We start from the raw sequence: 26,345 nt of genomic DNA on the forward strand, positions 1-26,345 counted from the left end.
CTGACCAATTCGAATGGAAAAAATACATTACCTGAAAACTAATGTGCTGGCCTGCACACCTCCTTACAATCCAGCAGAATAACGTATTCATATGCACCTGTTTGAGAAACTGTTATTCATTATAACAGAGAGTGTTTTGGAAATCAGTTAAAAATTAGGTATTTTTTGTTAATTGTGCTACTTTTTACCCAAACCACTCTTCAATCCCTGCAAAAAAGGCTCACACTTTCTGGTTTCATTCGAAAGTGTGAGCCTTTAGATTTACGATTTCATTGAGGAATTGAAACGGTGGACACCTATTCTTTCAGGATAATATTCTTGTCCTTCAGTCGCTTATTTGTCGTGCTTCTGACGAGGGTATATACGACGGCAAAGGCAGGGATTCCTAGCAGCATTCCCATCAACCCGAACAATGCTCCCCCAACCAATAAGGCTGCTATCACCCATAAGCCATCCAATCCGATTGAATTACCTACCACTCTTGGATAGATAAAATTACCTTCGATTTGCTGCAAGACAAGAATAAAGACAAGGAACCAAATAGCCTTCACTGGATCGATCATTAAAATAATAAAGGCACTCGGAATCGTCCCGATATAAGCACCAAAAATCGGAATGATGCTCGTTACACCAATGATCACACTCACAAGCAGTGCATACGGCATGTTAAACGCCCACATCCCCACAAAACAAAGCCCGCCAAGAATGAGAGCCTCTGTTAGCTGGCCTGAGATAAAGCCACTAAAAGCTCGATTGGTGATTTGTCCAATTTCTACAGCCCGATCCGCCTTTGCTTTTGACGAATAGGCATAAACGAGTTTTTTCGCAATGAGCGTCAACTTTTCCTTATAGAGGAGCAAATAGACGGACAACATCAGCCCCATGATGACATCGATAAAGCTAACAGTAAACATTTTCGTATACGTCAGTAATACAGGGATGGAAGTCAGGAAAAAATGGCCGAACTTATTTACAATTTCATTCCACTTCTCCATAAGTGTATTCCATAAATCGCCGGACAAGTTAAATCTCTCTGCAAAACCATCGACGAAAGCCTTTAATGATTGCATGTCATTCGGAATACTTGACGCGAGCATGGAAATACTCGTGAGAAGCTGAGGGACAATAAACCACATGAGAAATGTAAAAAATACCAGGACAGTCGCCAGCGTTAACAGGATTGAAAAAGGACGTCTTACTTTTAACCAGATTCGATTGTTACCGCGGTTAAGGGGTGAGAAAAGTCTTTCTTCATAAAATCTCATTAAAATGTTCAAGATGTAAGCAATGGCAATCCCATAAATCACAGGATCTAATAAGTCAAATATTTCATAGATAAATGACTTTACAGAAGGAAAATTCCAGACCACAGCAAACAGCAATACGGTGTAAGTCGCGATCATTATGTATTTCTTTATATCTCGCCAGTGTACTTTCTCCATCATTTTCTAGTTGACTCCTAACCTTAGTGAGTTCTAAGTTGATCTGTTTGTTCATAAACTTTTCCATTAATATGTCCACCCACAAGTATACTATGATTTTCAACCGTTCGTTATCATTTTTCTACTTTCACTAAAACTTCCCTCGAACTTTCCACAATCATGCGTATCAAAAAGACTGTGAAAAAGATAACAGGCTACCGACTAAGGGCAGCCTGCATATCTTCTATAGGGGGCCAAACTCCCCCTTTTTTACTTGGATGAGTTAGGTAGCACGCATCAATTCCCGATCTCGTTTTCCGTGTAGCCAGTAATAAAGCGGGATACTGAAAAGGATGAAGGCAACCATCCCGACGAAAATCGTACGATATCCTATATACGGTACGATAAAACCGAGCAGATAGGGCCCGATTCCTAATCCTAGATCATACAAAATGTAGTACGTAGAGGTTGCTAATCCAAAGCGATGCGGAGCTGTTACCTTCACAGCTACGGTTTGGGCAATGGAGTTAAAGTTACCGAAGCCTACTCCAATCAATGCAGCAGATAGCAGTAGCATCCAGGAAGTTGAGGTTTGACTGAATAGAAGCATCCCGAGCGCAAATATCACCAGGCTTGGGTATGTCACGATGTTCGCCCCTCTTGCGTCCATTAGCTTTCCTGAGAATGGTCGCGAAAGGATAATGACAATGGCATACACTAAGAAGAAATAACTGGAAGCTGAGGACAGATTAATTTCTTCCGCATAAAACGATAGAAATGACAAGACACCCGAATAGCTGAAGCCGATTATTAAGGCGATGAATGAAATCGGCAAGGCTTTCGGCTCGATGAATTTCGAAAGCAGAGAACCTTTTGCTTCCTCTTTCACATTTGCGGAAGCAAGCGGAACATTGATTTTTGCCATGGCATAAAACATCAAACAAATCAGGGAAAACCCAACATTCATCGTAAAGATCCAAGTGAAACCATTTTCAAGCCGCAATAAGATCATGCCGAGAAAAGGACCAATCGCAGTGGCTAAAATCGCACTTAAACTGTAATAGCCAATCCCCTCACCCTTGCGAGACGCTGGCAAGATTTGAGCAATAATGGTACCTGTTGCTGTACTGGCAATACCAACGGCAATCCCTTGCAGCAATCGATTGACCAGTAAAAAGCTGATATGGACTGCAAAAAAGTAAAGCAACGAAGTGACAGCAAAAAATCCTAACCCAATCCAAAGCGTTTTTTTCGTACCAATATGACTAATAGCTCTACCGGTGAGTAATCGACCAATCAAAGCGCCAATGATAAAGATACTGGAAACCAATCCTGCTGAACTAGTTGAAGCGTGAAATTCTGTTTTGGCATAAGAAGCAATCGTAACCATTAGTAAGAAAAACATAAGTGTCAAAAGAAAATTGATGAAAGAAACAATAACGAACTCTTTCGTCCAAAGCCTATCCTTTTTCACTGCTTACCCTCTTCTCTTTAGGTTCATGATTATTTTTTCGAGTACTGTGGATGCTGCGTCTCTTTCTTCTGGTGAGATGCCCTCCAATATTTCTTCCAAGAACGGATCAGTCGCTTCCATAATCGTCTTGTGTAGCGCTTCACCTTTCTCTGACAAATACATAATTTTTTGCCGTTTGTCTGATCCAGATGAAATCGAAATGATTTCACGAGCGGCTAATTTTTGCGCAATGGGTGTTATGGCCGGCTTCTCTACTTGCCAATAATCGGCGACGTCACTAAAAGTAGCAGAACCGTTATTTTTCAAATAACGAATTAACGCCCATTGCGTGACGGATATACCGAATGGAAGTAACTCCTCTTGCAATTGGTTATTGTACATACGATGTGTGAATGCGACTTTTGAAAAGAACGGGTACATGTTAGCTCCTTTGTATTAGTTAATTAATTTAATTAATTATATATCTATTCTTGCTGTTTGAGAAGGTCTAAATCATGATGGCAAACAGGTTTTCCGCCATTCCCTTCTTATTATTGCTATTCTTGGTACTTTCTTTTCCAATACCTACGCTTGCGAAGGAGTCCTCCTTTCAAAATCATATTATGTGTTCATCTGGGATGAGGCAGGCAATGTCCGCATTACTGATCTGGCGAAAAATGAAATCCTCTCTTCCATTCAGTACCAAGCCGAATATGGCACGATTTACAATGCAATGACTCCTTCCCTTCCGAAAGGAGCCAATCAAATAACGTTGGATCAAAGTCCAGCATTTCAACCAGGAGCAGCCATCGAAATTCGCTCCGAATCGTTTGGCGGCATTTTGTACCATGCTCCCAACGTATCGTCACTTGAATTGATTGCAACGCAAAAACAGCTCATCGTCAATCTGGATCACATGAATGATCACAGATACGTACAGCAAGGCTCAACGAATCAAGTCGGAAAAGTCCGCCACGCTTCCGAATATCGTGCAAACGATGAACGGACCAATTCATTCTCACTCGTAGTTGGGTATCAACCGATGCTGATGCCGCGATTTATCAGTCAGCCTTCTGGTTTTTTGGCTACGCACGTATGGACAGAGCATGCTGACGAGCAGACGCTGCAAACAAATCGGGCTGTTTATTTCGGCTCCGAGAAGATTACATCGTCGGCACAAGCGACAGGCGGTTTTGTCAAACATCGAATACCAGTTACGAAAAGCGTTTTTTACTCGAATCCGTATTTTCAAGCAAAATCGCCTGTCAATGTCGCCATTGCGCAATGCCCTGAATTTTTGCAGTTTCTGGATGATCTGAATCGGAACGATAATGACATGGGTCTACATACCCTCTATCCTTACGAAATCAGGCACTATCAAAAGACTACGGAAGATGCGTTGCAAGTAATGAAAGATCACTTCCAAAGCAGTACATGGATTGACCATGGGTATTTGAAGTCCAGCTTTGCGTTTAACGCGCTAGACAACCAAACTGCGAATTACTTGGCGCATCAATGGAAAAAATACGACACATCGTATTTTTGGCACTACAGCTCAGAAGATATCGCCAATCCCAATCATGGTCTTGATCTGTACCAACCCCAAAGAGGTGACGCCCTGCGCACCCCTCTCTATTGGTCGCATCCGACAGTCACCGGCCCGTTTTATTCATGGTCGGCTGCCATCATTCCGGAAGATACACTGTATCTGTATCGGGAACAAAATCTCCAGCAGCTCATTCAAAATCGTGGGGTATTTATCAATCATACTTACTTGGCAATAATTCCTTCCAAAAAGCAAGGCGGGAAATTTATCATTCGGGATATCAAAAGTAACTGGATCATACATCCCGATTTTGACCGGTTATTGAAACGAATGGACACACTGTGCGATCAAGGCAAATTGCATTTGACAACCGTACGTGAAATCAAAGTCTATGTGAACGGGATGAAGCCGTCGCAGAAGAAAGCGGATGGCGATCTTATTTTTTGGTTCGATCTGGAGCCGAATGCAGTCGCTGTTATTGCTGCAAACAAAGTGGATAGTATTGCACTTCAGAAATAAAATAAAAATCGGTCTCATCCGGTGGTAATCGAAACCCACCGGTTTTTTTATTGCCCATTCCCCTTCCCTTGCCGCTTGACTCTCCCCTTAACTGGAAAGTTATACTCGGTACAGAAAAAACGTAAGTATGGAGGTTGCCCCATGTTTAAAATCAGTGAATTTGCGAAGATTAGTCAAGTCTCCGTCAAAACACTTCGTTACTATGATCAAGTTCATTTGCTTAAGCCAGCTCATACCGACAAATTTTCAGGCTATCGGTATTATTCGGCTGACCAAATGTTTCAGCTTAATCGGATTTTGGCTTATAAAGAATTGGGGTTTTCCTTGGATCAAATTCGCCAGATGATGAGCGAGCAAATCCCACTCGAACAAATCAGGGGGATGTTTCGAATCAAGCAAAGCGAGATTCAATCCATTCTGGATAAGGAGCAAGCAAGACTGAATCTGATCAACGATCGTCTGTATGCCATCGAAAATGAAGAGAAAAGCTTGTCTTCGCATGACGTTATTCTAAAAAAAGTAGAACCTCAACTTGTCCTATCCTATCGTCAAAGAACGCCGTTCAATAAAATTCCGGAGCTTTTTCAAAAGCTGGACGATTATATGGGACGTTCAGGTCAATCTTCTCTCTCCAGAATGGTTCTTTGGCATGGCTGTGAGGAGTGCGATGACAACATGGATGTGGAAGTGGCGCGTTTGCTTACTCACGATTTGCAGACCGAACCACCTTTTACCGTTAAGCGATTGCCGGAAATTCCGTTGATGGCTACACTCATCCATCATTGCCGGACGACATGCCGTTGCACTGCGAGTGTCGAATTGGCGATATGGATTGAACGAAATGGATACTGGATCAAAGAGAATGAGCCGCGTCGTGAAATTTGTGTTCGTCGTGAAAATCCCAAAGACCCGGACTCTTATGTCGCCGAGCTCCAGATGGCCGTAGAAAAAGCTTAACAATCGAACATGTGGAGAGGAGATTCAGCTTTTGAACAAACAGCAAAAGTCCTTAACTTTTACCTTATTTATATTGACCTTCGTTCTAGGTACGAGTGAATTTGTCATCATCTCGCTGCTTAGTGATGTGGCATCCGAGTTGGGCATTTCGATTTCAACAGTAGGATCGCTCGTGTCAGCCTTTGCCATTTCATTTGCCATCGGTACACCGATCTTAACTGCGATATTCAGCCGATTTGCCAAGTATCCACTCATGCTTACGTTGATCGGCATCTTTATTACAGGGAATATTCTAACTGCCCTATCCGAGACGTATGTATTGCTTCTTGTTTCTAGAATCTTGACTGCCGTTGTGACCGGGGTTTTGATTGCACTTGCCATGGCGGTTGCCAGTGAAACGATGCCTGCTGAGAAAAGGGGGACCGCTATTTCGATCATTTTTTCGGGCTTCACGATCGCCAGCGTTATTGGGGTGCCACTTGGTACTTTTATTGGGCAATGGGGAGGTTGGCAAATGGCCTTTTGGTTTGCGGCGCTACTAGGCATCATTTCTCTCCTTGCCAGTGCAGTGACCATCCCAAAAGGATTGAAGGGATCGAGCAGTTCCTTGCAAAAACAAATCGGGTTACTGACCAATACACGTATCATCATCGCTTTTTTTATCCCGGCATTAAGTATCGCAGCAACCTATACGGTATATACGTATTTAACTCCTTTGCTGCAAGAAGTGCTCTTCGTACCGGACCAAACGATTAGTCTCGTATTTTTACTGTACGGGGTAATTTCGATCTTTAGCACGTTGATTGGTGGAAAACTGGCAGCTCACAACGGGATTGGAAAGTTTCGGTATGTGTATCTGATGCAAGCCGCTATTCTCGCATCTCTTTATGTTTCGTCCCATACCCTTCTAGGTGGATTCATCAGCTTATCGTTTATGGCCTTGGTCGTTTATATCATGAATTCCACGATGCAATTGTATTTTATTGATTTGTCCGATAAACATTTCCCGGCTGCCAGAGATTTGGCTTCCTCATTAACTCCTGTGTCAGTCAATGTTGGGATCGCCCTCGGATCAGCTTTGGGTGGATTTATTACGACAAACCGGGAACTCATTGATGTTTCCTGGGTTGGTGCGATTGTCGCGATCGCAGCATCGTTGCTGACTTTTATCAGCTATAGTTTAGATCGCAAAGCGCTGTCCTTCCACAATCATACGTTGGAGGACTGTCAAACACGAAAATCATGCAATTAAAAGAAGAAGCTTCCCTTCAGGTTTCCAGGGAAGCTTCTTATTCCTTCATCTATTGAGACAATTTTACCAAGCTGTAGTTTTTCTTGCCTTTGCGGATAATGATGAAGCGACCGCCGATAGCGAGACTTGGCGTTACTTCCAGTTCCAGATCGGAAACCCGCTCGCCATTCATCGAAATAGCGCCTTTTGTAATATCCTCACGTGCTTGACGCTTGGATGGCTCAATGCCGATCTCAACAAGCCAGTCAACGATGTTCTTCGTTTCGAGCGTAGATTCGTACGTCGGCATTTCTTTGAAGCCTTGCTCGATCTCATCTGCCGATAGCGATTTAATATCACCAGTAAACAAAGCTGCTGTAATACGCTTCGCCTGCTCCAGCAATTCCTCACCGTGTACAAATCTCGTCATTTCCTCCGCCAGCGCTTTTTGCGCCTCGCGTTTGTGTGGCTCGGTCTGTACTTTTTCAGCCAACTCGTCAATTTCCTCTTTAGAAAGGAACGTGAAGTATTTCAAGTATTTCACAACATCGCGGTCATCGGTATTTGCCCAGAATTGGTAGAATTCGAATGGTGTTGTTTTGTTTGGATCAAGCCAGATGGCTCCCCCTGCTGTCTTCCCGAATTTCGTACCATCTGCCTTCAGCATCAGAGGAATGGTGAGACCGAATGCTTTTGCTTCTGATCCTTCTTTTTTGCGAATCAGATCGAGACCGCTAGTAATGTTGCCCCATTGGTCGGAACCGCCGATTTGCAACTGAACATCTTCATGATTGTACAGATGCAGGTAATCCAGCGATTGCAGAATTTGATAGGAAAACTCCGTAAACGAAATGCCGCTTTCCAGTCTGCTCGATACAACATCCTTGGCAAGCATCGTATTGATGCTGAAGTTTTTCCCGTAATCCCGCAAAAATTCAATGACATTGATCTTATGCGTCCAGTCGTAGTTGTTCACCAAACGGATTTGGTTGTCGCCGTCTGTAATGAACAGCTTTTTCATCTGTGCAGTGAGTTTGTCGACGTTTTCCTGAATTTGTTCCAGTGTTTGCAAAGAGCGCTCGGATTGACGGCCGCTCGGATCACCAATCGTACCTGTTGCACCACCGATCAAAATGACCGGACGATGACCAGCTAGTTGGAAGCGTTTCAGTACCATGAAAGGAATCAAGTGACCGATATGCATACTGTCACCAGTTGGATCTACACCACAATATAACGAGACTGCTTTTTCATTCGTTAATTCTCGCAGTCCTTCTGCATCTGTTTGCTGATTGATGGCATCGCGCCATTCGAGTTCGTCGATAATATTCACTGCCATACACTCCTTCAATCTCCTATGGTAAAAAAACAAAAAATCGCCCCTTGTCTATTGTAGACATAGGGACGATTGAATAACCGTGTTACCACCCATCTTGCACCAATGGACCCAAGCGTTAACGCAGGCCATTCATGCCACTCGTAGCGAGTTATCGTTCGCGATTCCGCTCGGCATTACCCGAGATACTCCAGAGTGTAATTCGCTCGCTTATTGTGTACCGGGTTCCATCAACCCCCGGCTTTCTAGAACAGGGAATAAACTGCTACTGGGCTCTTTCAACGTATGTTTCATATGAAATTAAAGTCAGTATATTGAATTCAAATAGCAATGTCAACCATGTAGCAATGATTCCGCCACTATCCTTTATTTTATTTTCATGAGACCTTCGGCAGTTAGCTCATAAACAGTTGTTGCGACTTCATGTAAATACCGTCGATCATGCGAAATACTGATAATCACACCGTCAAAAGCCATTAAGGAGCGACACAGAACAGGAGTCGTCAAAGGACTAAAGTTTCTGGTCGGTTCATCCAGTATCAATATTTCACACTGATCCAAAATCATTTTTACCAGAAGCAATTTCGCTTTCTGTCCCCCAGATAAGTTTTTAATGGATTGATACATCTCCTCTTTTGTAAATTTCATACTGCCTAAATGCGTATACGCTTTGGTAATCGCATCTTTATTCCCGGTTCTTTCCAAGAATTCAATCGGTGTTTTCGTTGAATCCAGTCGGTCTTCATAGTTTTGGGGCATGTAACCGATCTTTAATGACGAGTACTGGACTAGCTCATCCTTGATCTTTTTCAACAACGTCGTTTTTCCGATTCCATTTTCCCCAATAATCGCGACTTTTTCTGGCCCCTTGATCGATAAATGAATCTGTTTCGATAGCTGTTTGTTCGCTATTTGCAGTACTTCCAATGAAAACTCGAGGATTTGTTTACTACCAGGCACATGTACCGCAGAATCAAATCGGAATTCGCTTGCTTCTTCTACACTTGGTGCCTCTAGAAACGTTTCCGATGCTTTCTCCATACGCTCTCTTTGATTTTTCAGAGACTTGATTTTCTTTTGCAGTCGCGGGTCTGAGCGGGATACGTTCCGATGTTGATGTTCTGCCTTATTCCAAACGTCATGCCATTTCTCCATTTGCTTTCGATGATCAGTAGCTTGCTTTCTGGCTATCTGCTCTTGTTTGTTCAAGTGGCTCTCACGATTCGCGAGGTAATTCTCATATGGTTCTCTTGAAAACGTATATTTGGGTACTTGTTTGCGCTTCGTCAGTTCCATATGAAGGATACCGTTTGCTGTATTCGCAATAAATGTTTCGTCATGCGATACGTATATGACAGGAATAGCCGTCTGTTGGATAAATTCTTCCAGCCATTCCATTGTTTGAATATCCAAATCATTCGTGGGTTCGTCCAGTAATAGAACATCAGGCTTCTGTGCCAACAGACTTAAAAAGCGGTATTTGAAACGCTCACCACCGGACAGAACACCCATCCTTTTATCTGAATACAATGCATGAATGCCGAGATCATCCATCGCTCTTACCAGTTCTTTGGTCCATTGATTTTCGGCAAAGAAGTCGGCAATGGTCATTTGTTTTTCTTCGTCCGATAGCTCTTGTGAAAGAAAACCCATGGAACATTCGTTTCTCAACACTTTCCCTTCAAATGTGCAATACTCGGCAATCATTTGTTCCTCGTAAATCAATTTTAATAAGCTGCTTTTTCCATTTCCCTCTTCCCCGATGATGGCAATCTTGTCGCCGTTTTGCAGGGTCAGATGCAAATTTCGAATGAGAGGCCTGCCGTCTTTTTTGGTGGTAATCGTGATATTGTGCAGTTCAACCATTTGGATTCCCCATTTCGTTTTTCCATTTCTCGTCCTTTACTCTTTGTTCATCTGTATCCCCCCCTTTTTTGACAACAAAAAAAGATGCTTCTGTCCAATAAACAGAAGCATCTTGCTCTCGTTCTAGAAAACACTATATGGATAATAGACCATACAGGAATTCAAGATATAAATTTGCGGGTGAATTTGGCTTCTTGTTTATTTATTATAGGATTGGCTTTTCCAATAAATAAACAATTGCGCAAATGATTCACCCTCCGTTCCATGTAGTTGAATTCAATATAGCATGGCCTTCTAAATATTGTCAATGAAGCTATTCGACCAAGGCTAGCAGTTGTGCAAGCTTGTCTTTGATCGGGGAAGATTCCTTCTTTACCGCCTGAGCGAGCTTCTTGTTCCCGCCGAAAAGGCGATAAATAACGGTTTCCCGCTGGTAATCCTCCATCGCTGCAAGCTCCCCTATGAGTGCGTCCACCAGTTCTGCACGATCGATGGTGATATTTTTCAAAGGCTTCGCAGAGTCGCTACTGCCAAGCACCAGAGAGACGAGTACCGGCATATTCTCTACGGTAACACCATGCGCCTCGATAAACGCAATAGCAAAATCGTCCTGAGCAGACTGATGCTCCGTGTCGACCAGCTCCATATAGCGACGAAAGAGTGGAAAATAATCGTTGCTAGACAAGCCGAGAGCCAATACCGCATAGGTGCCAGGCATGACGGATTTCTCACTAGGCTCTACATCCCCATACCACGCAAACTCCTCCATCGCAAGCTCGGCATATTCTGCGATTTTCGGGTGTAAGACAGGATAACGGGACGCATTCGCAAAAAACTGGTGGAGACCTGACTTCGCCAGCTTTTTTACTGGTAGGTAGTGCTTTTCGCTGCTCTTCAGTTTGAGCTTGTACCCTTTGGGAAAACCTTCACGCAAAAGACCGTTGATAAAATCTAGTGCTTCACCGTAGGCGGCTTCTTCTTCAGATACGATACGGATGTCGATCGCTTGCAAAACGTCATTGGCGCTTGCTTGAATCAGAGTGCCTTTATACTCGTTTTCAAAGCGACCGCTGCCCCGTTTTACATAGTCCGTAGCCTGCTTGGAACCGAGCTGAACAGCGAGGTCCAGAAACTTCTTGCGGGTGTCTGGTTCCTTGTTACCAATTGCGAGAGCGATGTACAGGAAAAAGTCCAGCTCCTCCATTTCTGGTTCTTGACGCTCCTGCTCAGGTTTCAAAGCCCAATCCAGTCCATAATGCCCGGTACGATCGAAAAATTTGACTAAAAAACGCTCATCCGCCCAGCCTTTTAAAGCCAAAGTAAAGTAGTATGTCCATGAATCACTGCGTTCTTTATTGGAGCGCAGCTTTTCGCTAAGACGCTGGATGAGCGGTTCGATAACTTCCTGCTTTTGTTCCATCAAATCGGGATTGACGAGACAATGAGCAAAGAAAAAATCATCTCTTTCATTCGGACGTACAGGAAGCTCCTGCTTAATTTTTGTCTCAATAAATTGATCCAATGCTTGTTTTAGACTCTCGCGTTTTTGTTCGTTTACGAAATGGTGAGTATGGCATTGCATCGATTGTTCCCACTCGAATTCGAAGACGAGCTCGAAGCGGTAATTAAAAAAGTGAGAAGCATAGTCGGTGGAATGAAAAAGGGATTCCATGCGTTCACACAGTGCGGGAAAAAATTCTTGCATGAGAATTTCCTCTGTAAGCTCCTCCATGTAAGGACCCGCGTCGTATTTGTACGAGTCGTCACTCCAACTGTAAGGTTCATGGACATCCACGTGGATTTTGCCATTGGCCCAATTGAGTTTTCCTTTTCTCCATGCCACTCTCAGGTAGTCTTTGATCCCCACCTGCAGTCGACTCCAGTCTTTGATCTCGTTGATCCGCTGGTTCTCTTTTTTGTAAATTTCTTGGATGGAAGTCCATACTTCGTTTAGAAATGCTTCTGCTGCCTGATTCATTGACTGACTCTCCTCCTCGCCAAAACAGCGCTACGGTCTTAACCGATGACCTTGACGACATTGCCCTCGCTATCGGTAATATTGGTTTTCACAATGTTTATGGTAATTCCTTTCAGGGAAGGCATCTCAAAGCTGCTTTCCTTTGGAAGCAACTGCTTGGTAAGCGCAATCGTTGTCGCATCATCGAGGACAAATCGAATGACGTCCTCTTCTGGAATACATTCAGGCTTTTCTCCTGCCTCAAATACAACCCGGACATCAGGTCCCAGCAGGCTCAGGCTTTCCCCTTTTCGCATACGTCCGCGGAGAATCTTTCCGATGACTTCCGCTTGCTTCGCTCCCAGCTTTAAGGTCGAAGGTGTTTTTTTCAAAAAGCCTTTTTTACCTGACTCCCATCCTAGCTGGCTGACATACAAAAAAGCAGTGTTGGAGCCTTCTTGTTCCATTCCTTTTTGAACAGCATCCGAAACTGTAGAGTTGCGAAGGAGAGAATCTCGCTCGAGATCGGTTATGTAGGAAGGCATGTACGGCAAGCCAGATTGGAGTACGCCACGTGTATTCCAAGCCATCATCGCATCGAGTTCATCACCTGTGATTCCGACCATTTGCAAGAATTGCACCCGACCATGCGGCGTATCGATTTCGGGAAGCTGTGGGTCCATGACAAAAGCGAGCGCAGTCAGTTGGGTATCGGCACCCAGGCATATCGGACCGTTTGCATCCAAATGATCACCAGCTTGAAAAACATTGCCGGTGTTGAATACGTAACGCGCCATGTTTTGAAGCAGGTTCAGCGCCCAAGCAGGCGGCTCTTCCTCGTCGTCCTTTCGTGCCAATCGAAACGTCAATTCAAAGCCAAAGCCGCTTTCCTCTTCATTCTCGGATTCCTTTTCATATAACTCAGTAAAACCATACGTGACAAAATGCCAATGCGGGTAAGGCTCGTCCGCTTTGTAGGCGCTTATTCCATCCAATGGATCCTGACCACCCAGCGCATACGAGATGAGCGTCCCGTAATGCTTAGGCTCCTGCTCTCCATAAATCTTTCTCATCTCCTGATCAATGGCATCCCAGCCCGCTGACATCATTTCTTCATTCACTTCTTCGTTCATTTCTTCGTTCATCTCTCTCGCCTCCTATGGAATGACTGTCTTAACAATAGCCAAAATGGAATTTGGATACTCTATTAGACGGTCAATACCACTTAGCAAATTACATTGTTCTCATTCCCTTCTATATCAAAAGTCTTTAACTGGTTTGTGTTATCCCATTCGGAACAACTGGCTTCGATAACCAGTGCTGGTCGGTTTGCACATGATTTTTACGCACAAACTTGGCGGCAGATTGTTTAAAATCTTCGTACGGAAACCTCTCCGTTACTCGTACCACGTAGCCCTCTTGTTCCCCGCCGTAGACAGATTGTTTGGTGTAGCAACTTTTTATGGTCTCTTCCTTCCAAATCCCTCTATATAAGACAGGCGCTGTTTCTAAGCCAAGTAGTTCGGCCCATTCTACCGTTTCGTCCCAAGACAAGCATTCATTGTTTTCATTCCAGATAGAGAAAACGTAGAAATAGCTCGTTAGGTGTTCGTAATAGATGGAGTGCAGCGCAAATACATTTTCTCCGCAAATTCTCCAGCCTTCCGGGATATGAAACGAAATCGTCCCGTGCAGCATCTTTACCCAATGTCTAGATGCGTGGTCTTTGCTATCCATTGACCTTGCGTGGATATGATTTCGGTAAAGAGTGGTATTTTCGCCATCCAACTTCTCTGTCACGACTACTTCTTTTCCCTCGAAATGATGAACCGTTCGCAAAATTTTATCATCGTCGGTTCTACTTCTTGACCAGGGTAAATGAAAGGTTCTCGGGTATTTTTTCAACATCGTTATTCACCTCCTTATTTCGCATAAGCATCACCTTCCTTAAAGAAGTACAGCTTCCATAGGTACTCATCGCCCAACAAATGATAAATCTCGGAAATATCTTGCTGCGTTCCGTAGTTAATCTTCATGTGCATTTGAATCAGGTTGACGACTTCGAAGATAAAATCATCTTCGAATCCTAATTCTTTTAAAAAATGGCAAGCAATTTGCGCAGAAACATGCTCATGTCCGTAGTAGGAGTAATGGCCTTTCATCGGCTTGTAGGTTTTGCAAAATGGTTTTCCTGTATCGTGAAACAAGGCGACCACTTGCATGAGAAATTTGTCTTCTTCCGTGTAAAAGGCGTTTACATAATCGAAAACATGATAGGTATGCTTGCACAAAGGGTACTGATGATAAGGGTTTTCCTGATTAAGCTGATACATCTCTTGGAAGATCGGAATGGCATTCAACTTGGCAAACAACTCTTCATAGGAAGGTTCATTTTGAAGCAATTGAACAAACTCTTCTTTTCCAATGGCATAAGGAGCTGGTTCGTGCAAGAGATGAATGTGATCCCAACCTTCATTCTTAATAGGAAAATGGAAGTTCTTCCGCATCTTCGCCAAGATGTATTCGTCTACGGTTCTCTTTCGGGATCGATTGCGTTCTAGGCAAACAGAATAGGGAACATCGAAGTAATAGCATACCTTTTGGACATCGGGAAATTTGGCAAGGACTTTCATTCTTTTCTCTCTGTCAATATTGGTTGCGTCTAAGATGACATTCTTTCCAGTCGCCAGCTCGGTTGCGATTTTCGAATAAACCTCAAAAAATACTTGCGCTGACCTTTTTTGCTTTCGCTCATCACCGAATAAGTTTTGGCGAATTTCATCCGTAGACACGATGGTTGCCCGTTCCTTTTTGGCAATTTCTTGTGCCCACTTGCTTTTGCCACTGCCCGCAATGCCTGACAGGACGATTAATTTCTTTTTCACTTATATCTCACCTCCTTTCAATAGAAACTAACTTTTCGACTTACTTTTCCAATATTATACACACTTCGCGTATAGATGGCACCCTTCTTTGTTCCTAGATTTTCTGTTCTTTACAGCCACGGACCAAAGAAGTTCTGGACAGCTTGCTCGGAATAGCTATCTTCACCGCGCCAATTCACGACAGCGAAAAAGTCGTTCTTCCCGCCACGCCCTGGTCTGTCCTTGCTTGGAGCCAAAATTCCAGCGGATGCAAGAATTTCCATGAAGACATCCCGTTCATTCTTGCTAGACGGAAAGGCTCCAGTAAGGCGCTTCTCCAGTTGACGGGCGGCATCGGTTGGCTCACTGCTGGCGATGATGGCTAACACCTGACGGAGGATGGCTACATCTTCTTCCTGTACCGTAAGATTTTCTTCCTTGCTTAACAGCTCCAGATCAAGCATGAGGTACGGTAGATAATTCAGGCGGATGCCTCCCCATTTGATTCTTTCGAAATTCAGGACATTCATGTCTTCATTCGTATACTGCTCTCGACTTGCAATATGATAGCGGTCGCAAAGATGGCAGTCTCCGTACATGGCGAAATAGGTACCGTTTTCTGGATTTATATACTTGCCGACGTTACTTTCGAATGTATGGGCTGTCAAAGACTGAGTCAAAGCCCAACTAGACAAGGCGCTGCGCAGGTACACCTTTCGCGTCGAGAGACTGTGTAAAAATGCTGCGGCGACTTGTTCTTTCGTCACTTTTTCATGCTGAGCAATGATTTTCTCTATGCACTCCTCATGACTGATCGTCAGCGGGTCAAACATGAGGCCTTTGCTTTTGGCGTATTCAAAATCTGCTCCCGAAAAATCGAATGGGCGACTCTTCCATCCGTTGCTGCTCCAAAATGTTTTCACCAAGATTTGCTTTGCTTTTTTATCCATAAAACGATTGCTCCTTTTTTCTTTGCTTTCCATATTTTAACGCGGATCGGATGTATGAAAAAAGAGTCCAACGTGTGAAAGATCGTTGGACTCTGATTGCTTGCTATCACGTACCGCAAAACGTTTGGTAAGGACGTGCCGATTCCGCTGGTAAAGTCGTGTATGCTACCTGTTCAGGCGTGTACGCATATGGATCAGAAAGGACTGCCAAAAGCCGCTCCATCACAGTGTTGTCGCCCTCTTTCCATGCTGTTTCCAACGCTTCTTCTACACGATGGTTTCGAGGGATGACTGCCGGATTGCTGTTTTTCATTACCTGTTGTACCGCTTCGATGTCTTCTGGCTGTCTTGTTAGTCGTGCTTTCCACTGCTCATGCCATTCCGTGAATTCGCTCGTGCCAAACAGCACGGTACCTTCTGGTTGATTGATCGTGAGCGCACGGAATGTATTCGTATAGTCTGCACCGTGCTCCTTCATCATGTTGAGCAGACCTTCGATCAACGCTTCGTCTTGCTCCTCTTCGTTAAACAGTCCAAGCTTTGCCCGCATTCCTCTGAGCCAATTGCTGTGATACAGCTTGCTAAATTCGCCAAGGGCATCTTCAGCCATTTTCACAGCCTGCGCTTCATTTTCATGCAGCAACGGCAATAAGGTTTCCGCAAAACGAGAGAGATTCCACACAGCAATGTACGGCTGATTTCCGTAAGCATAGCGACCTTGAACGTCAATGGAGCTAAATACCGTTGCGGGATCATACGCGTCCATGAAAGCGCAAGGACCGTAATCGATGGTTTCGCCGCTGATCGCCATGTTGTCGGTGTTCATGACTCCGTGAATAAATCCTACGAGTTGCCACTTGGCAATCAACTCCGCTTGACGCTTGATAACTCCCTTCAGTAGGAGGAGATAACGGTTTTCTTCTGTTTCGATCTCTGGGAAATGTCTTTGCAAGGTGTAATCAGCTAACGCGCGGAGATCTTTAATCGAGCACCATCTTGCCGCGAATTGAAACGTGCCTACTCTGATATGACTGGCTGCAACACGCGTCAAAATGGCACCAGGCAGCTCGGCTTCGCGATAGATAGACTCGCCGGTTGTCACTACTGCAAGGCTCCGAGTGGTAGGAATTCCGAGTCCATGCATGGCCTCGCTAATGATGTATTCGCGCAGCATCGGGCCAAGGGCCGCTCTACCATCGCCGCCGCGTGAATAAGGTGTTCTGCCTGAACCTTTCAGTTGGATATCAAATCGCTCTCCGGAAGGTGTAATCTGCTCTCCAAGCAGAAGGGCCCGTCCGTCGCCCAGCATGGTAAAGTGACCGAATTGATGTCCGGCATATGCTTGCGCGAGAGGCATTGCGCCTTCTGGTGCCTCGTTTCCCGCGAGCATGGCTACAGCATCGGCGCTTTGAAGGGCTTCGGCGTTCAGCCCGAGCGACTTTGCCAATGACTCGTTTAGAATGGCGAGCTTCGGTAAATGCACAGGAGGTGGGCTCATTCGGGAATAAAATGATTTCGGCAGCGTTGTATAGCTGTTGTCGAAGTTCCATCCCGGTTCAATCGTTACTTTTTTGTCCGTCATTGTAGCTCCTTTTATCCATTGGTGTATTTGAATGGAAGTAACTGTACACTTGATACATTTTGCCAGTTTATTATACCCTTTTCACGCAAGATTGGAGCACATTGGTCAGGTGAAAAAACAAAAAAAACGCCGGATTTCCCCTCGACGTTTTCCTTCGGTGTTAACAATAGGATGCTCACTAAAGCCATGAGAACCATCGTAATAAAAATCAAACTGGCAGATTGGAATAATCAATTCTTGAGATAACATTTCGTTTGCTAAAAAGAGTCTGCTGTGATAACCAGCAGACCCTTCCCAATGTTCGCAATGACTAGCTTGTCTTATTCGAATTTTGTGACAACAAATGTTCCGGTCAGCGTATTTTGGGTCATTCCTTCAAAAATGTCGTTCACTTCAGAAAGAGAAACCTCGCGATTCACCATTTTGCTAGGAGAAAGTTTTCCTTGCAACACAAAAGAGAGCAAAGAGGAGTAACCATGAACCGGCATGCCAAAGGTAGAAAGGAAGCGAATCTCTTTCTTGACCATTTCAGTCACAGGGATCGTAACATTTCCACCATCGTGTGTAATAAGCCCCCCTTGCAAGTGACGTCCGTCCTTTTTGAGGCTGAGAATCGAGTTTACACATGTTTCGGAATGGCCCAGTGCATCTACAGACACGTCTGCTCCACCCTTCGTGAGTTCCATGATGGCTTCGACGGGGTTCGTTTTACGGCTGTTAATGGTATAAGCTGCTCCCATCTGCTTGGCTAACGCTAAATTCGTATCTTGAATGTCCACACCGATTACATTTGCTCCCATTGCTGAGGCAATGTTGATCGCAGAAAGTCCAAGTCCACCACATCCATAAATGGCCACCCACTCCCCAGGCATAACTTGTGCCCGATCGACCAGACCATGGAAAGCGGTCATGAAGCGGCAGCCCAATGCCGAAGCATCGAGGAAGTCAATTTCCTCTGGTAAGTGGATGACATTCCGATCTCCTTTTGGAACGGCGACGTATTCTGCATAGCCGCCATCATAGGACATCCCAGGGAATGACCTGGAGTCACACAGGTTTGACTTCCCACTGAGACAAAAAGGGCACGTTCCATCACTTCCGATAAATGGGACAACTACCCGATCTCCCTTTTTAAAATGGGTCACTTCCCTACCCACTTCTTCTACGACGCCGCAGAATTCATGACCCAAAATACGGTTTGCCGGTTGTCCATGCAGCCAAAAATGCAAGTCACTCCGGCATACTCCATTTGCCATTACTTTAATAAGAATCCCGTCTTTATCAGGTGTGGGATCTTGAACATTTTTCACTTCACATTTCTGTTTATCTACGAGTACCAGTGCCTTCATTCTGTTTACCCCCTGATATAGTTTTGATTGATCTAATTGAGGCTAATTAAGACACTTTTCGTTTTTGTGTATGCTTCAATACCTTGATAGCCCATTTCCACGCCAATTCCGCTATGCTTATGCCCACCAAAGGGAAGACCATTATCCGATTTGAGGTACGTATTTACCCAGACAGTTCCTGCTTCTAACGCATCAATGACTTTATGCGCAGTTGTCAAGTTTTGTGTCCATACACCGGCAGCCAATCCGTATTCGGTTTCGTTAGCTCTTTCAATGACTTCCTCTATCTGTTCAAACGGCATGACGCACAAGACAGGGCCGAATATCTCCTCTTTTACGGCAGTGCAATTTTCTTCGAGATCAGTAAGAATGGTAGGCTCCAAATAATTACCGCCTGCCAGCTCGCCCTCTTGTAGAACGTTCCCACCTATTAAAACGGTAGCTCCTTCTTTTTTGGCGATTTCAATATAATTTTTCACCGATTGCAAGTGCTCTTTGGAAATCAGCGGTCCCATCTGTGTAGCTGGGTCTAGTGGGTTCCCCACTTTCATTTTTTGTGCCATTTCAACCAATTTTTCTGTGACCTGTTGAAAGACTGACTTTTCCACATAGAGCCGGGTCCCTGCCACACATATCTGGCCCTGGTTGGTAAACATTCCCATAAATGCACCTTGAATCGCTTTGTCAAGGTCAGCATCCGCAAAAATAATGTTTGGTGATTTCCCGCCTAATTCCAGTGTGATTTTTTTCAGAGTGTCAGCGGATTTTCTCATGATGCCTTTGCCCACTTCCGTTGACCCTGTGAAACCGATTTTGTCGATATCAGGGTGACTCGTGATCGCTTCCCCAATTTTACGGCCGGAGCCTGTTACAATGTTCACCACTCCTGCGGGGAAACCCGCTTCCATGATCAGCTCACCAAGTAGCAAAGTTGTAAGGGTGGTTTGCTGGGAAGGCTTCAAAATCACGGTATTCCCTGCGGCCAGCGGAGCAGCTAACTTCCAGACAGTCCCCAGCAAAGGATAGTTCCATGGTGTGATTTGTCCGCATACCCCTAAAGGCTCTCTTCGTGTATAGGCATGAAAATTGCCACCTGATGTAAGCGGTATCGTTTGTCCTGTTAATTTTGTCGCCCATCCGGCATAATAGCGCAAATGAGCGACTGCACTTGGGACGAAGCCGTAGCGTGTTAGCGTAATCGTATTTCCGCCATCCAGCGTCTCGAGATAAGCAAATTCTTCGACGCGTTGTTCCAGCAAATCGGCGAGCTTATTGAGGAATTTTGTTCGTTCTGCAGGAGAAGTTTTGGACCAAGGCCCGTTAAATGCTACTCTTGCTGCACGAACTGCTTGATCTACGTCTGCCTCGTCTCCTTCATAAATTATCGCAATGACATCCCCATTTGCTGGATTGATAGAGTCATAGGTTTTGCCGGAGAGAGAAGGAACCCATTCACCGTTGATCAGCATTTGTTTTGTGCCGGAAAGGAACTGTGCTACGCTTTCTTGCGGTACACCCAAAACTTTGGACATGCTTTTCATCTCCTGTCATTTGCTTTTCTTCATTTGCATCTACTTCTAGGATATGGTTTCTCTAGTGGACGATGGTGTTAAGGAGAAGCCCTCATAGCCCTTGGCTGCGACCTCGTTGCAAATTTTGCGATAAGCTCCAACACCGCCTACATAGATGAGGAATCCACGTGGTTTGCCCTCTATATTTGCACCTGTGTACCAGGAATCTGTTTTCGTGTAGAGTGTCGAATCAGCCACTTCACTACAATGCGTGCTCCAAGCCTCCTCTGCCTCCACTTTCGCCTCAATAGATGCAATCCCATGTTCGCGCAAATATTCTATGCAATCGCCAATCCATTCCACATGCTGCTCAATGGAAACAGGAACGTTGGACAAGGAGGAAGGACTCTCAGGACCCGTAATCATAAACATGTTCGGGAAACCAGCGTTTGCGATGCCAAGGTACGTTCTCGTTTGCGGACCTCCCGCCCATTTTTCTTTGAGTGAGATCCCGTCTTTTCCACGAATATCAATCTTAAACAACGGCCCGGTCATCGCATCGTAACCCGTTGCAAAAACGAGGATATCCAGTTCATACTCTTCTTCCGTCGTTTTGATTCCCTTGGGTGTTATCTCGGTAATCGGACTACTCTTCACATCGACTAACGTGACATTATTGCGGTTATATGTCTCATAATAATTGGTGTCCAGAACAGGCCGTTTCGCAGCGAAATAATAAGTTGGTTTCAAAAGCTCGGCCACCTTGGGGTCTTTTACAACTTCGCTTATTTTGGAGCGAATAAAATCGGCTGCTGTTTCGTTGGCTTCTGCGTTTATGATCAAGTCATTGTAAGTGCTGCCTAACCCAAAGCCTCCCCGATCCCAGACCTTTTGATATTCCCGCTGGCGTTCTTCCGGTGTATCTTCCAACGCAGATCGATCATTTTGCACTTTGTGAAGATAGCCAGTTGCAGATTCACGTGTTTGCCGTTTTATCTCGCTATAGTTGGATTTCGTCTGGCGTATAAATTCCGAATCATAGGGATGGTTTCTCGCTGGCGTGCAATACCCTGGTGTCCGCTGAAAGACAAACAGATGCGCTGCCTCCTCGGCAATGACCGGAATCGATTGGATGCCGCTTGAACCTGTACCGATCACGCCAACTCGCTTCCCCTTGAATTCTACTTTTTCATGTGGCCAATGTCCGGTGTGGTACCACTCGCCTTCGAAGCTATCAAAGCCCTTGAACTTGGGAATATTGGAGGAGGAGAGATTACCGACCCCCGTAATAAAATACGTCGCCGTTACATGTGTGCCATCTTCCATTTGGAGTCGCCACATGTTTTGTACCTCATCGAAATGGGCCGCCGTTATGCGCGTATGAAACTGGATGTCACGCCGCAAATCGAATTTGTCCGCTACATAGTTGAGGTAACTCAGAATTTCTGCCTGTTCCGGGTATCTAGAGGACCAAGTCCATTCCTGATAGAGCTCCTCAGAAAACATGTAATTGTAAATGATGCTTTCCGAGTCGCATTTCGCTCCGGGATAACGATTGGCATACCATACGCCTCCCACATCTGGAGCGGCCTCGTAGACTTGTACAGAAAATCCTGCTTCACGCAAGCGATAGAGCATGTATAGTCCTGAGAATCCTGCGCCGATGATCACTGCGTCGAAGTCGTTATTCGAATTCACCTGGGCTTTGTGCTGAGTTGATGTCATTCCTGTTCCAACCTCCCCATGAAATCATTTAGTAGAATAGTTGAAGCAACTACTTAAAGTTTATGGTTTTGTTAGTTATCCGAATATTCCTAATTCCGCACGTGGACATTCCCTCAAAAGGAGAGGTTCAAAGCTTTACTCATTCACTACTTTGATAGCCGGTATGACAAAGGTATTCTCCTGTAAAGACTCATCCGGGGTGTAGATTCTTACTACCAAACTAAAATTTGGAGCTGTCGTTGAGGTAGGCGATGGCAGCCAGTTAGTCTCTTTGCCCTTCGGTGGTGTGCTCTGAATGTAGATATCCAGCGAACCATCCTCATTGTATTTCAGCCCTTCCGTGCGATCGCCAATGGAATAGCGGTCCAACTCATTATCGATAAAGTGATTTTCAAAATTGTATAGGCTAATCGACCAGAACGATTTTGTCGGAGGGATCTGCTCTTTTTCAAAATGAATCACGTATTTTTTCTGTCCGACCAACGGAGTCCCGCCATCATCCACACGAGTTGATGCATAAACAGCTTCTTCCGGTGTATTGGCACCAATTCCATGCATGGCAACCATGGCTCTATTTAAATAATAGGTATCATAAATACCCACTCGCTCATTGTTTACTCGCCAATTTCCATTGTTGGGTCTTTGCAGAATACTGATGGAATTTTTTATGATCTCTTTTGCATCTTTTCCTGCTTTCGTCAAACCTTCCCATACAACAGGATCATCCTCTGCGTGAAATGTCCCTGCCTGATAATCCAAGCCGATGAACTCCAGCTTGCTTAGAAAAGCTTCGTCCCTTTTTGGTGGCGGGTAAAGCTTCATCAATTCGGCGAGTAATGGGTAAAATTTTGACGGATCATCGAAGTCAGCCGATTCTATTTTGGGCAGACCAATCGCGCCTAGTTTCTGGTTATCATCCAAGGATGCTAACGTATACCCTTCTTGAATGTTATAAACGTTGGGCAAGTCTTTTTCGCCATTGACAAATGTTCTCCCGAGGATCCAAAGCATGTCCGTAGGCGCCCGAACGATCTCTACGTTGCTTGGCAGCTTTCCTTCCCACTTCGGTCCCACAATAATTACTTTTCCACCTTTGTAATCATCCAAATTGGACCCGCCAATATACTTGAAGGAGTTGCTGTAGGCATCCATCATTTGTAAGGTGAAATATCGATCGATTTTGGGATAGCTCAACACTTGCGGACCTTTTGATAAATCCAGCCATGCTGTTGAGTACAACGTGTCATTGTTCGGTTTGACAAAATCTTTGAAGCTTGCATCTGCCAGCACTTTGTCGTGATGGAATGTGTTTAAAGGGGTTTTCTCAGTGAACTGCTGCATCGTTCTTGCCATTTCCACTAGGGTATAACCGTAAATGTAAGCATCCACCCCTACACTGTACGCCAAATTGGTACGGTACGGAGCTTGCACGAGTGGCGCCGAATTTCGTGTAGCCGAAGTCTGTGGCTGAACACTTCCTGCATGATATTGCTTGTTTTCGTTTGCATATGCACTACCCGTTGCCATGGACGTCAGTACACTCAATGCTGTAATGAACAGTCCTGCCTTTTTCACAAGCACTTCCTCCTTTGCTGTTTGTCAGTTTACTTTTTGCACCGTGGGGATTTCGTAATTGCCTTCCAGAACAATCGGCTTGGGTAAATACAGTCTGAGCATCAAGTTAAAATCTCCTGCTGGAGTCGGTAGCCAGTTCGATTGTTTTCCAGCTGGCGGATCTTTCTGGAGGTAGATATCGAGAGACCCGTCTGCATTGTATTTCAGTTCCCTCGTGCGGTCGCCAATGGCATAACGGTTGAGACGGTTTGGTACGAAGTAATAATCTGCTCCATACAGGGTTAATGACCAAAAAGCATCAACAGGAGGAAGGTTATCTTTTGAAAAGCGAATGACATAGCGATTCTCTCCCGAAAGTGGGGTTCCATCGCGATCTACATCCGTCCTTTGGTATACGCTCTCACTCGGGATGTTGGCACCGAAGGCCGTACGAGCGACAACTGCTCGCTTTAGGTAATCCACCCCATATGTTCCGTAATCGAGGTTTAGACTCCATGTATTTTGTCCTTGTCCTTTGACAGCACTAGCCATTGCAATGATTTCTTCCCCATCTTTTACAGCGCGCCTTAATCCTGCCAGAGTCGCTTCATCCAACGTAGTTTCATCAAAATCATCGGTTGGGGTAATTCCAATGTGTTCGAACTGCTTGACGTGAGCTTCATCCGCTGAAGCTGGCTGATTGGATTTCATGGAGCTGGTCAGAAGGCGAAAGAACGACAGCGGGTCCTTTTCGTCCAATATCGCAGCAGATGCATTCGAGGAAGAGCTGATCTTCGTTGATTGGACAAGGGGTGTAATCGTCATCTGTTTTTGAAGGGCGGTTACATTCGGAATATCTGTTTCTCCATCTATTAAAATACGCCCACCAGCAAGCACTGTATTGGTCGGGGACTTGATGACTTTCCTATTTGCTGGCAGATCGCCTTTCCAGTTTGGTCCGACGATTAAAAATTTTCCTTCTTTTGTGCCAGTGGTTTTTGTCCCAATATAGTCAAAAGAATTGGTCCAAGCGTCCATCAATTGGATGGTATAATATCTTTTTCCGAAATCAGGTACGTGCAGAACCAGTGGACCTTGGGTAAGGTCAAGATAGGCAGCCGAGTACAACGTATCGTGATTCGGGGAGACCACGCCTCTATAATCAGCAGCAGGCAGCGCTTGAAGATGAAAAAACTGATTCAAGGGCCTTTTATCTTGTAAAGCACTCCTCTTCTTTTTTTCCAATGTCACAAGAGGATAACCGTAAATGTAGGCTTGGATACCCAGGCTGTACGCAAGATTCTCACGTGACTGTTTCGTTGATACCGTTCCCTGCGACACCATAACGTTAGCCTGTGCATGAGCTGTTAAAGCAGGGGTACTAACAGAAAAGCATAGCGTTGTCAGAACAGTAGCCAGTGATAAAATCAATCGTTTTCCTTTCAACATCGTTCCAAGCCCCCTACCCTACTTGGTTACAATCTGATCGATTGTATGCAGAAATTCCGTTATGCGAGAAATCGTCGCTTTTATCTGCTCCGGAAATACGGCCATATTCGTAAAATATCCGTGTACTAACCCCTTCTCGCATACCGCTTCAACCTTTACTCCTGCATTCTTCAAGCGTTCGGCATATGCGATTCCCTCATCGCGCAATACATCACATTCGGCAGTGATCACGATAGCAGGAGGAAGATTGCTCAAATCTCTCGCTGATAGTGGAGCTACATACGGATTGCCTTTATCATACTCATGATTGATATAATGGTTGGAAAACCACAACATCAGGTCCCGATTCAGACCAAACCCTTCTTGAAATTCCATGTAAGATGGAGAGTCAAAGCGCATGTCCGTCACTGGGTAAACAAGGACCTGTGCCTTTATTGCCGGGCCGTTTTGGTCTTTTGCAAGAAGCGAGAGAACGGTAGAAAGATTTCCTCCTGCACTATCACCACCAACTACCAAATCGGAAGCGCTTCCATTAATAGAGGAAGCATTTTCACTCACCCACTTTAACGCTGCATAGGAATCAGCGACGGGAACAGGAAACTTATGCTCCGGCGCCAATCGATAATCGACCGATACGACGATTCTTCCTGATAGATGAGCCAGCATCCGGCAGCTAGCATCTACGGTTTCAAGATCACCGATTACCCAACCGCCACCATGATAATAAACAAAAAGCGGAAACGGACCTTGACCCTCCGGTGTGTACATCCTGATGTTTATTTCGGCATCCGCTCCAGCAGGAATCAGCTTGTCCTCAACTTTTGCGAGCGGTGCAAGCTCTACCTCGACAGCAGGAATCTGTGCAAATATGTCTCTTACTGCTTGCGGCTCCAATTTATGAAGGGGCGGTAATTGGTTAATCCTTTCCAAATAAACTTTTGCTCTTGGATCTATATTTGCCACGAAGCATCCATCCTTCCCTTGATATGATGTATACTTGAAGGAAATAGATTCAGAGAAGAGCTATCATCCTTATCTTAAGCCTACTTTTTTCTGTATAATTGGAATATTCCCA

Annotated in this window: 20 protein-coding genes and 1 other annotated feature; of the genes, 3 read left to right on the forward strand and 17 right to left on the reverse strand. The window is 44.8% G+C overall.

Annotated features, from left to right (window positions below):
- Nucleotides 1-296 precede the first annotated feature (296 nt).
- The 3 genes from HPY28_RS01060 to HPY28_RS01070 form a co-directional block, all read right to left on the reverse strand.
- A complete protein-coding gene (locus HPY28_RS01060) occupies nucleotides 297-1,445 on the reverse strand; it encodes an AI-2E family transporter (protein ID WP_017248470.1) in 1,149 nt (382 codons plus the stop codon).
- A gap of 259 nt (nucleotides 1,446-1,704) precedes the next feature.
- Nucleotides 1,705-2,895, reverse strand: coding sequence for an MFS transporter (locus HPY28_RS01065; protein ID WP_174229916.1), 1,191 nt, complete (start codon nucleotides 2,893-2,895; stop codon nucleotides 1,705-1,707).
- A gap of 3 nt (nucleotides 2,896-2,898) precedes the next feature.
- Nucleotides 2,899-3,315, reverse strand: coding sequence for a MarR family winged helix-turn-helix transcriptional regulator (locus HPY28_RS01070; protein WP_174224580.1), 417 nt, complete (start codon nucleotides 3,313-3,315; stop codon nucleotides 2,899-2,901).
- Between the two features lie 184 nt (nucleotides 3,316-3,499).
- Between HPY28_RS01070 and HPY28_RS01075 the strand changes: the two genes are divergently transcribed.
- The 3 genes from HPY28_RS01075 (at nucleotide 3,500) to HPY28_RS01085 (ending at nucleotide 7,148) form a co-directional block, all read left to right on the forward strand.
- A complete protein-coding gene (locus HPY28_RS01075; protein WP_254613039.1) occupies nucleotides 3,500-4,939 on the forward strand; it encodes a hypothetical protein in 1,440 nt (479 codons plus the stop codon).
- A gap of 141 nt (nucleotides 4,940-5,080) precedes the next feature.
- On the forward strand, nucleotides 5,081-5,896 hold the full coding sequence (locus HPY28_RS01080) for a MerR family transcriptional regulator (RefSeq protein WP_174229917.1): 816 nt from the start codon (nucleotides 5,081-5,083) through the stop codon (nucleotides 5,894-5,896).
- A 31-nt stretch (nucleotides 5,897-5,927) separates the two neighbouring features.
- Nucleotides 5,928-7,148: an MFS transporter gene (locus HPY28_RS01085; protein WP_174229918.1), complete on the forward strand. Its 1,221-nt coding sequence runs from the start codon at nucleotides 5,928-5,930 to the stop codon at nucleotides 7,146-7,148.
- Nucleotides 7,149-7,197: 49 nt separating this feature from the next.
- Here HPY28_RS01085 and tyrS read toward each other — a convergent pair whose 3' ends face one another.
- The 14 genes from tyrS to HPY28_RS01155 form a co-directional block, all read right to left on the reverse strand.
- A complete protein-coding gene (gene tyrS, locus HPY28_RS01090) occupies nucleotides 7,198-8,466 on the reverse strand; it encodes a tyrosine--tRNA ligase (RefSeq protein ID WP_217444686.1) in 1,269 nt (422 codons plus the stop codon).
- A gap of 58 nt (nucleotides 8,467-8,524) precedes the next feature.
- Nucleotides 8,525-8,754: a binding site (T-box leader), on the reverse strand.
- A 75-nt stretch (nucleotides 8,755-8,829) separates the two neighbouring features.
- On the reverse strand, nucleotides 8,830-10,329 hold the full coding sequence (locus HPY28_RS01095) for an ATP-binding cassette domain-containing protein (protein ID WP_174229919.1): 1,500 nt from the start codon (nucleotides 10,327-10,329) through the stop codon (nucleotides 8,830-8,832).
- Nucleotides 10,330-10,642: 313 nt separating this feature from the next.
- Nucleotides 10,643-12,307, reverse strand: a complete 1,665-nt coding sequence (locus HPY28_RS01100; protein WP_174229920.1) for a DUF6138 family protein — start codon at nucleotides 12,305-12,307, stop codon at nucleotides 10,643-10,645.
- Between the two features lie 38 nt (nucleotides 12,308-12,345).
- A complete protein-coding gene (locus tag HPY28_RS01105) occupies nucleotides 12,346-13,407 on the reverse strand; it encodes a suppressor of fused domain protein (protein ID WP_371813435.1) in 1,062 nt (353 codons plus the stop codon).
- Between the two features lie 148 nt (nucleotides 13,408-13,555).
- Entirely contained in the window at nucleotides 13,556-14,194 is a 639-nt protein-coding gene (locus HPY28_RS01110) for an RNA ligase family protein (protein WP_173621798.1), read from the reverse strand.
- A 14-nt stretch (nucleotides 14,195-14,208) separates the two neighbouring features.
- Complete coding sequence (locus HPY28_RS01115) at nucleotides 14,209-15,171, reverse strand: AAA family ATPase (RefSeq protein ID WP_174229921.1); 963 nt, start codon at nucleotides 15,169-15,171, stop codon at nucleotides 14,209-14,211.
- A gap of 110 nt (nucleotides 15,172-15,281) precedes the next feature.
- Nucleotides 15,282-16,100, reverse strand: coding sequence for a hypothetical protein (locus HPY28_RS01120; protein ID WP_173621797.1), 819 nt, complete (start codon nucleotides 16,098-16,100; stop codon nucleotides 15,282-15,284).
- A 106-nt stretch (nucleotides 16,101-16,206) separates the two neighbouring features.
- Nucleotides 16,207-17,682: a protein adenylyltransferase SelO gene (locus HPY28_RS01125; protein ID WP_174229922.1), complete on the reverse strand. Its 1,476-nt coding sequence runs from the start codon at nucleotides 17,680-17,682 to the stop codon at nucleotides 16,207-16,209.
- 320 nt (nucleotides 17,683-18,002) lie between these two features.
- On the reverse strand, nucleotides 18,003-19,031 hold the full coding sequence (locus HPY28_RS01130; RefSeq protein WP_173621795.1) for an alcohol dehydrogenase catalytic domain-containing protein: 1,029 nt from the start codon (nucleotides 19,029-19,031) through the stop codon (nucleotides 18,003-18,005).
- Between the two features lie 32 nt (nucleotides 19,032-19,063).
- Nucleotides 19,064-20,563: an aldehyde dehydrogenase family protein gene (locus tag HPY28_RS01135; RefSeq protein WP_174229923.1), complete on the reverse strand. Its 1,500-nt coding sequence runs from the start codon at nucleotides 20,561-20,563 to the stop codon at nucleotides 19,064-19,066.
- Nucleotides 20,564-20,608: 45 nt separating this feature from the next.
- The gene (locus tag HPY28_RS01140; RefSeq protein ID WP_174229924.1) at nucleotides 20,609-22,267 is read right to left on the reverse strand and encodes a flavin-containing monooxygenase; all 1,659 of its coding nucleotides are present in this window, start codon (nucleotides 22,265-22,267) and stop codon (nucleotides 20,609-20,611) included.
- Nucleotides 22,268-22,402: 135 nt separating this feature from the next.
- Complete coding sequence (locus HPY28_RS01145) at nucleotides 22,403-23,842, reverse strand: DUF1254 domain-containing protein (RefSeq protein ID WP_174229925.1); 1,440 nt, start codon at nucleotides 23,840-23,842, stop codon at nucleotides 22,403-22,405.
- A gap of 24 nt (nucleotides 23,843-23,866) precedes the next feature.
- Complete coding sequence (locus HPY28_RS01150; protein ID WP_174229926.1) at nucleotides 23,867-25,270, reverse strand: DUF1254 domain-containing protein; 1,404 nt, start codon at nucleotides 25,268-25,270, stop codon at nucleotides 23,867-23,869.
- A gap of 18 nt (nucleotides 25,271-25,288) precedes the next feature.
- Complete coding sequence (locus tag HPY28_RS01155; RefSeq protein WP_371813409.1) at nucleotides 25,289-26,233, reverse strand: alpha/beta hydrolase; 945 nt, start codon at nucleotides 26,231-26,233, stop codon at nucleotides 25,289-25,291.
- Nucleotides 26,234-26,345 lie beyond the last annotated feature (112 nt).

Origin of the sequence: Brevibacillus sp. HB1.2 (genome assembly GCF_013332495.1) — a bacterium.
Taxonomy (GTDB): Bacteria; Bacillota; Bacilli; order Brevibacillales; family Brevibacillaceae; genus Brevibacillus; species Brevibacillus porteri.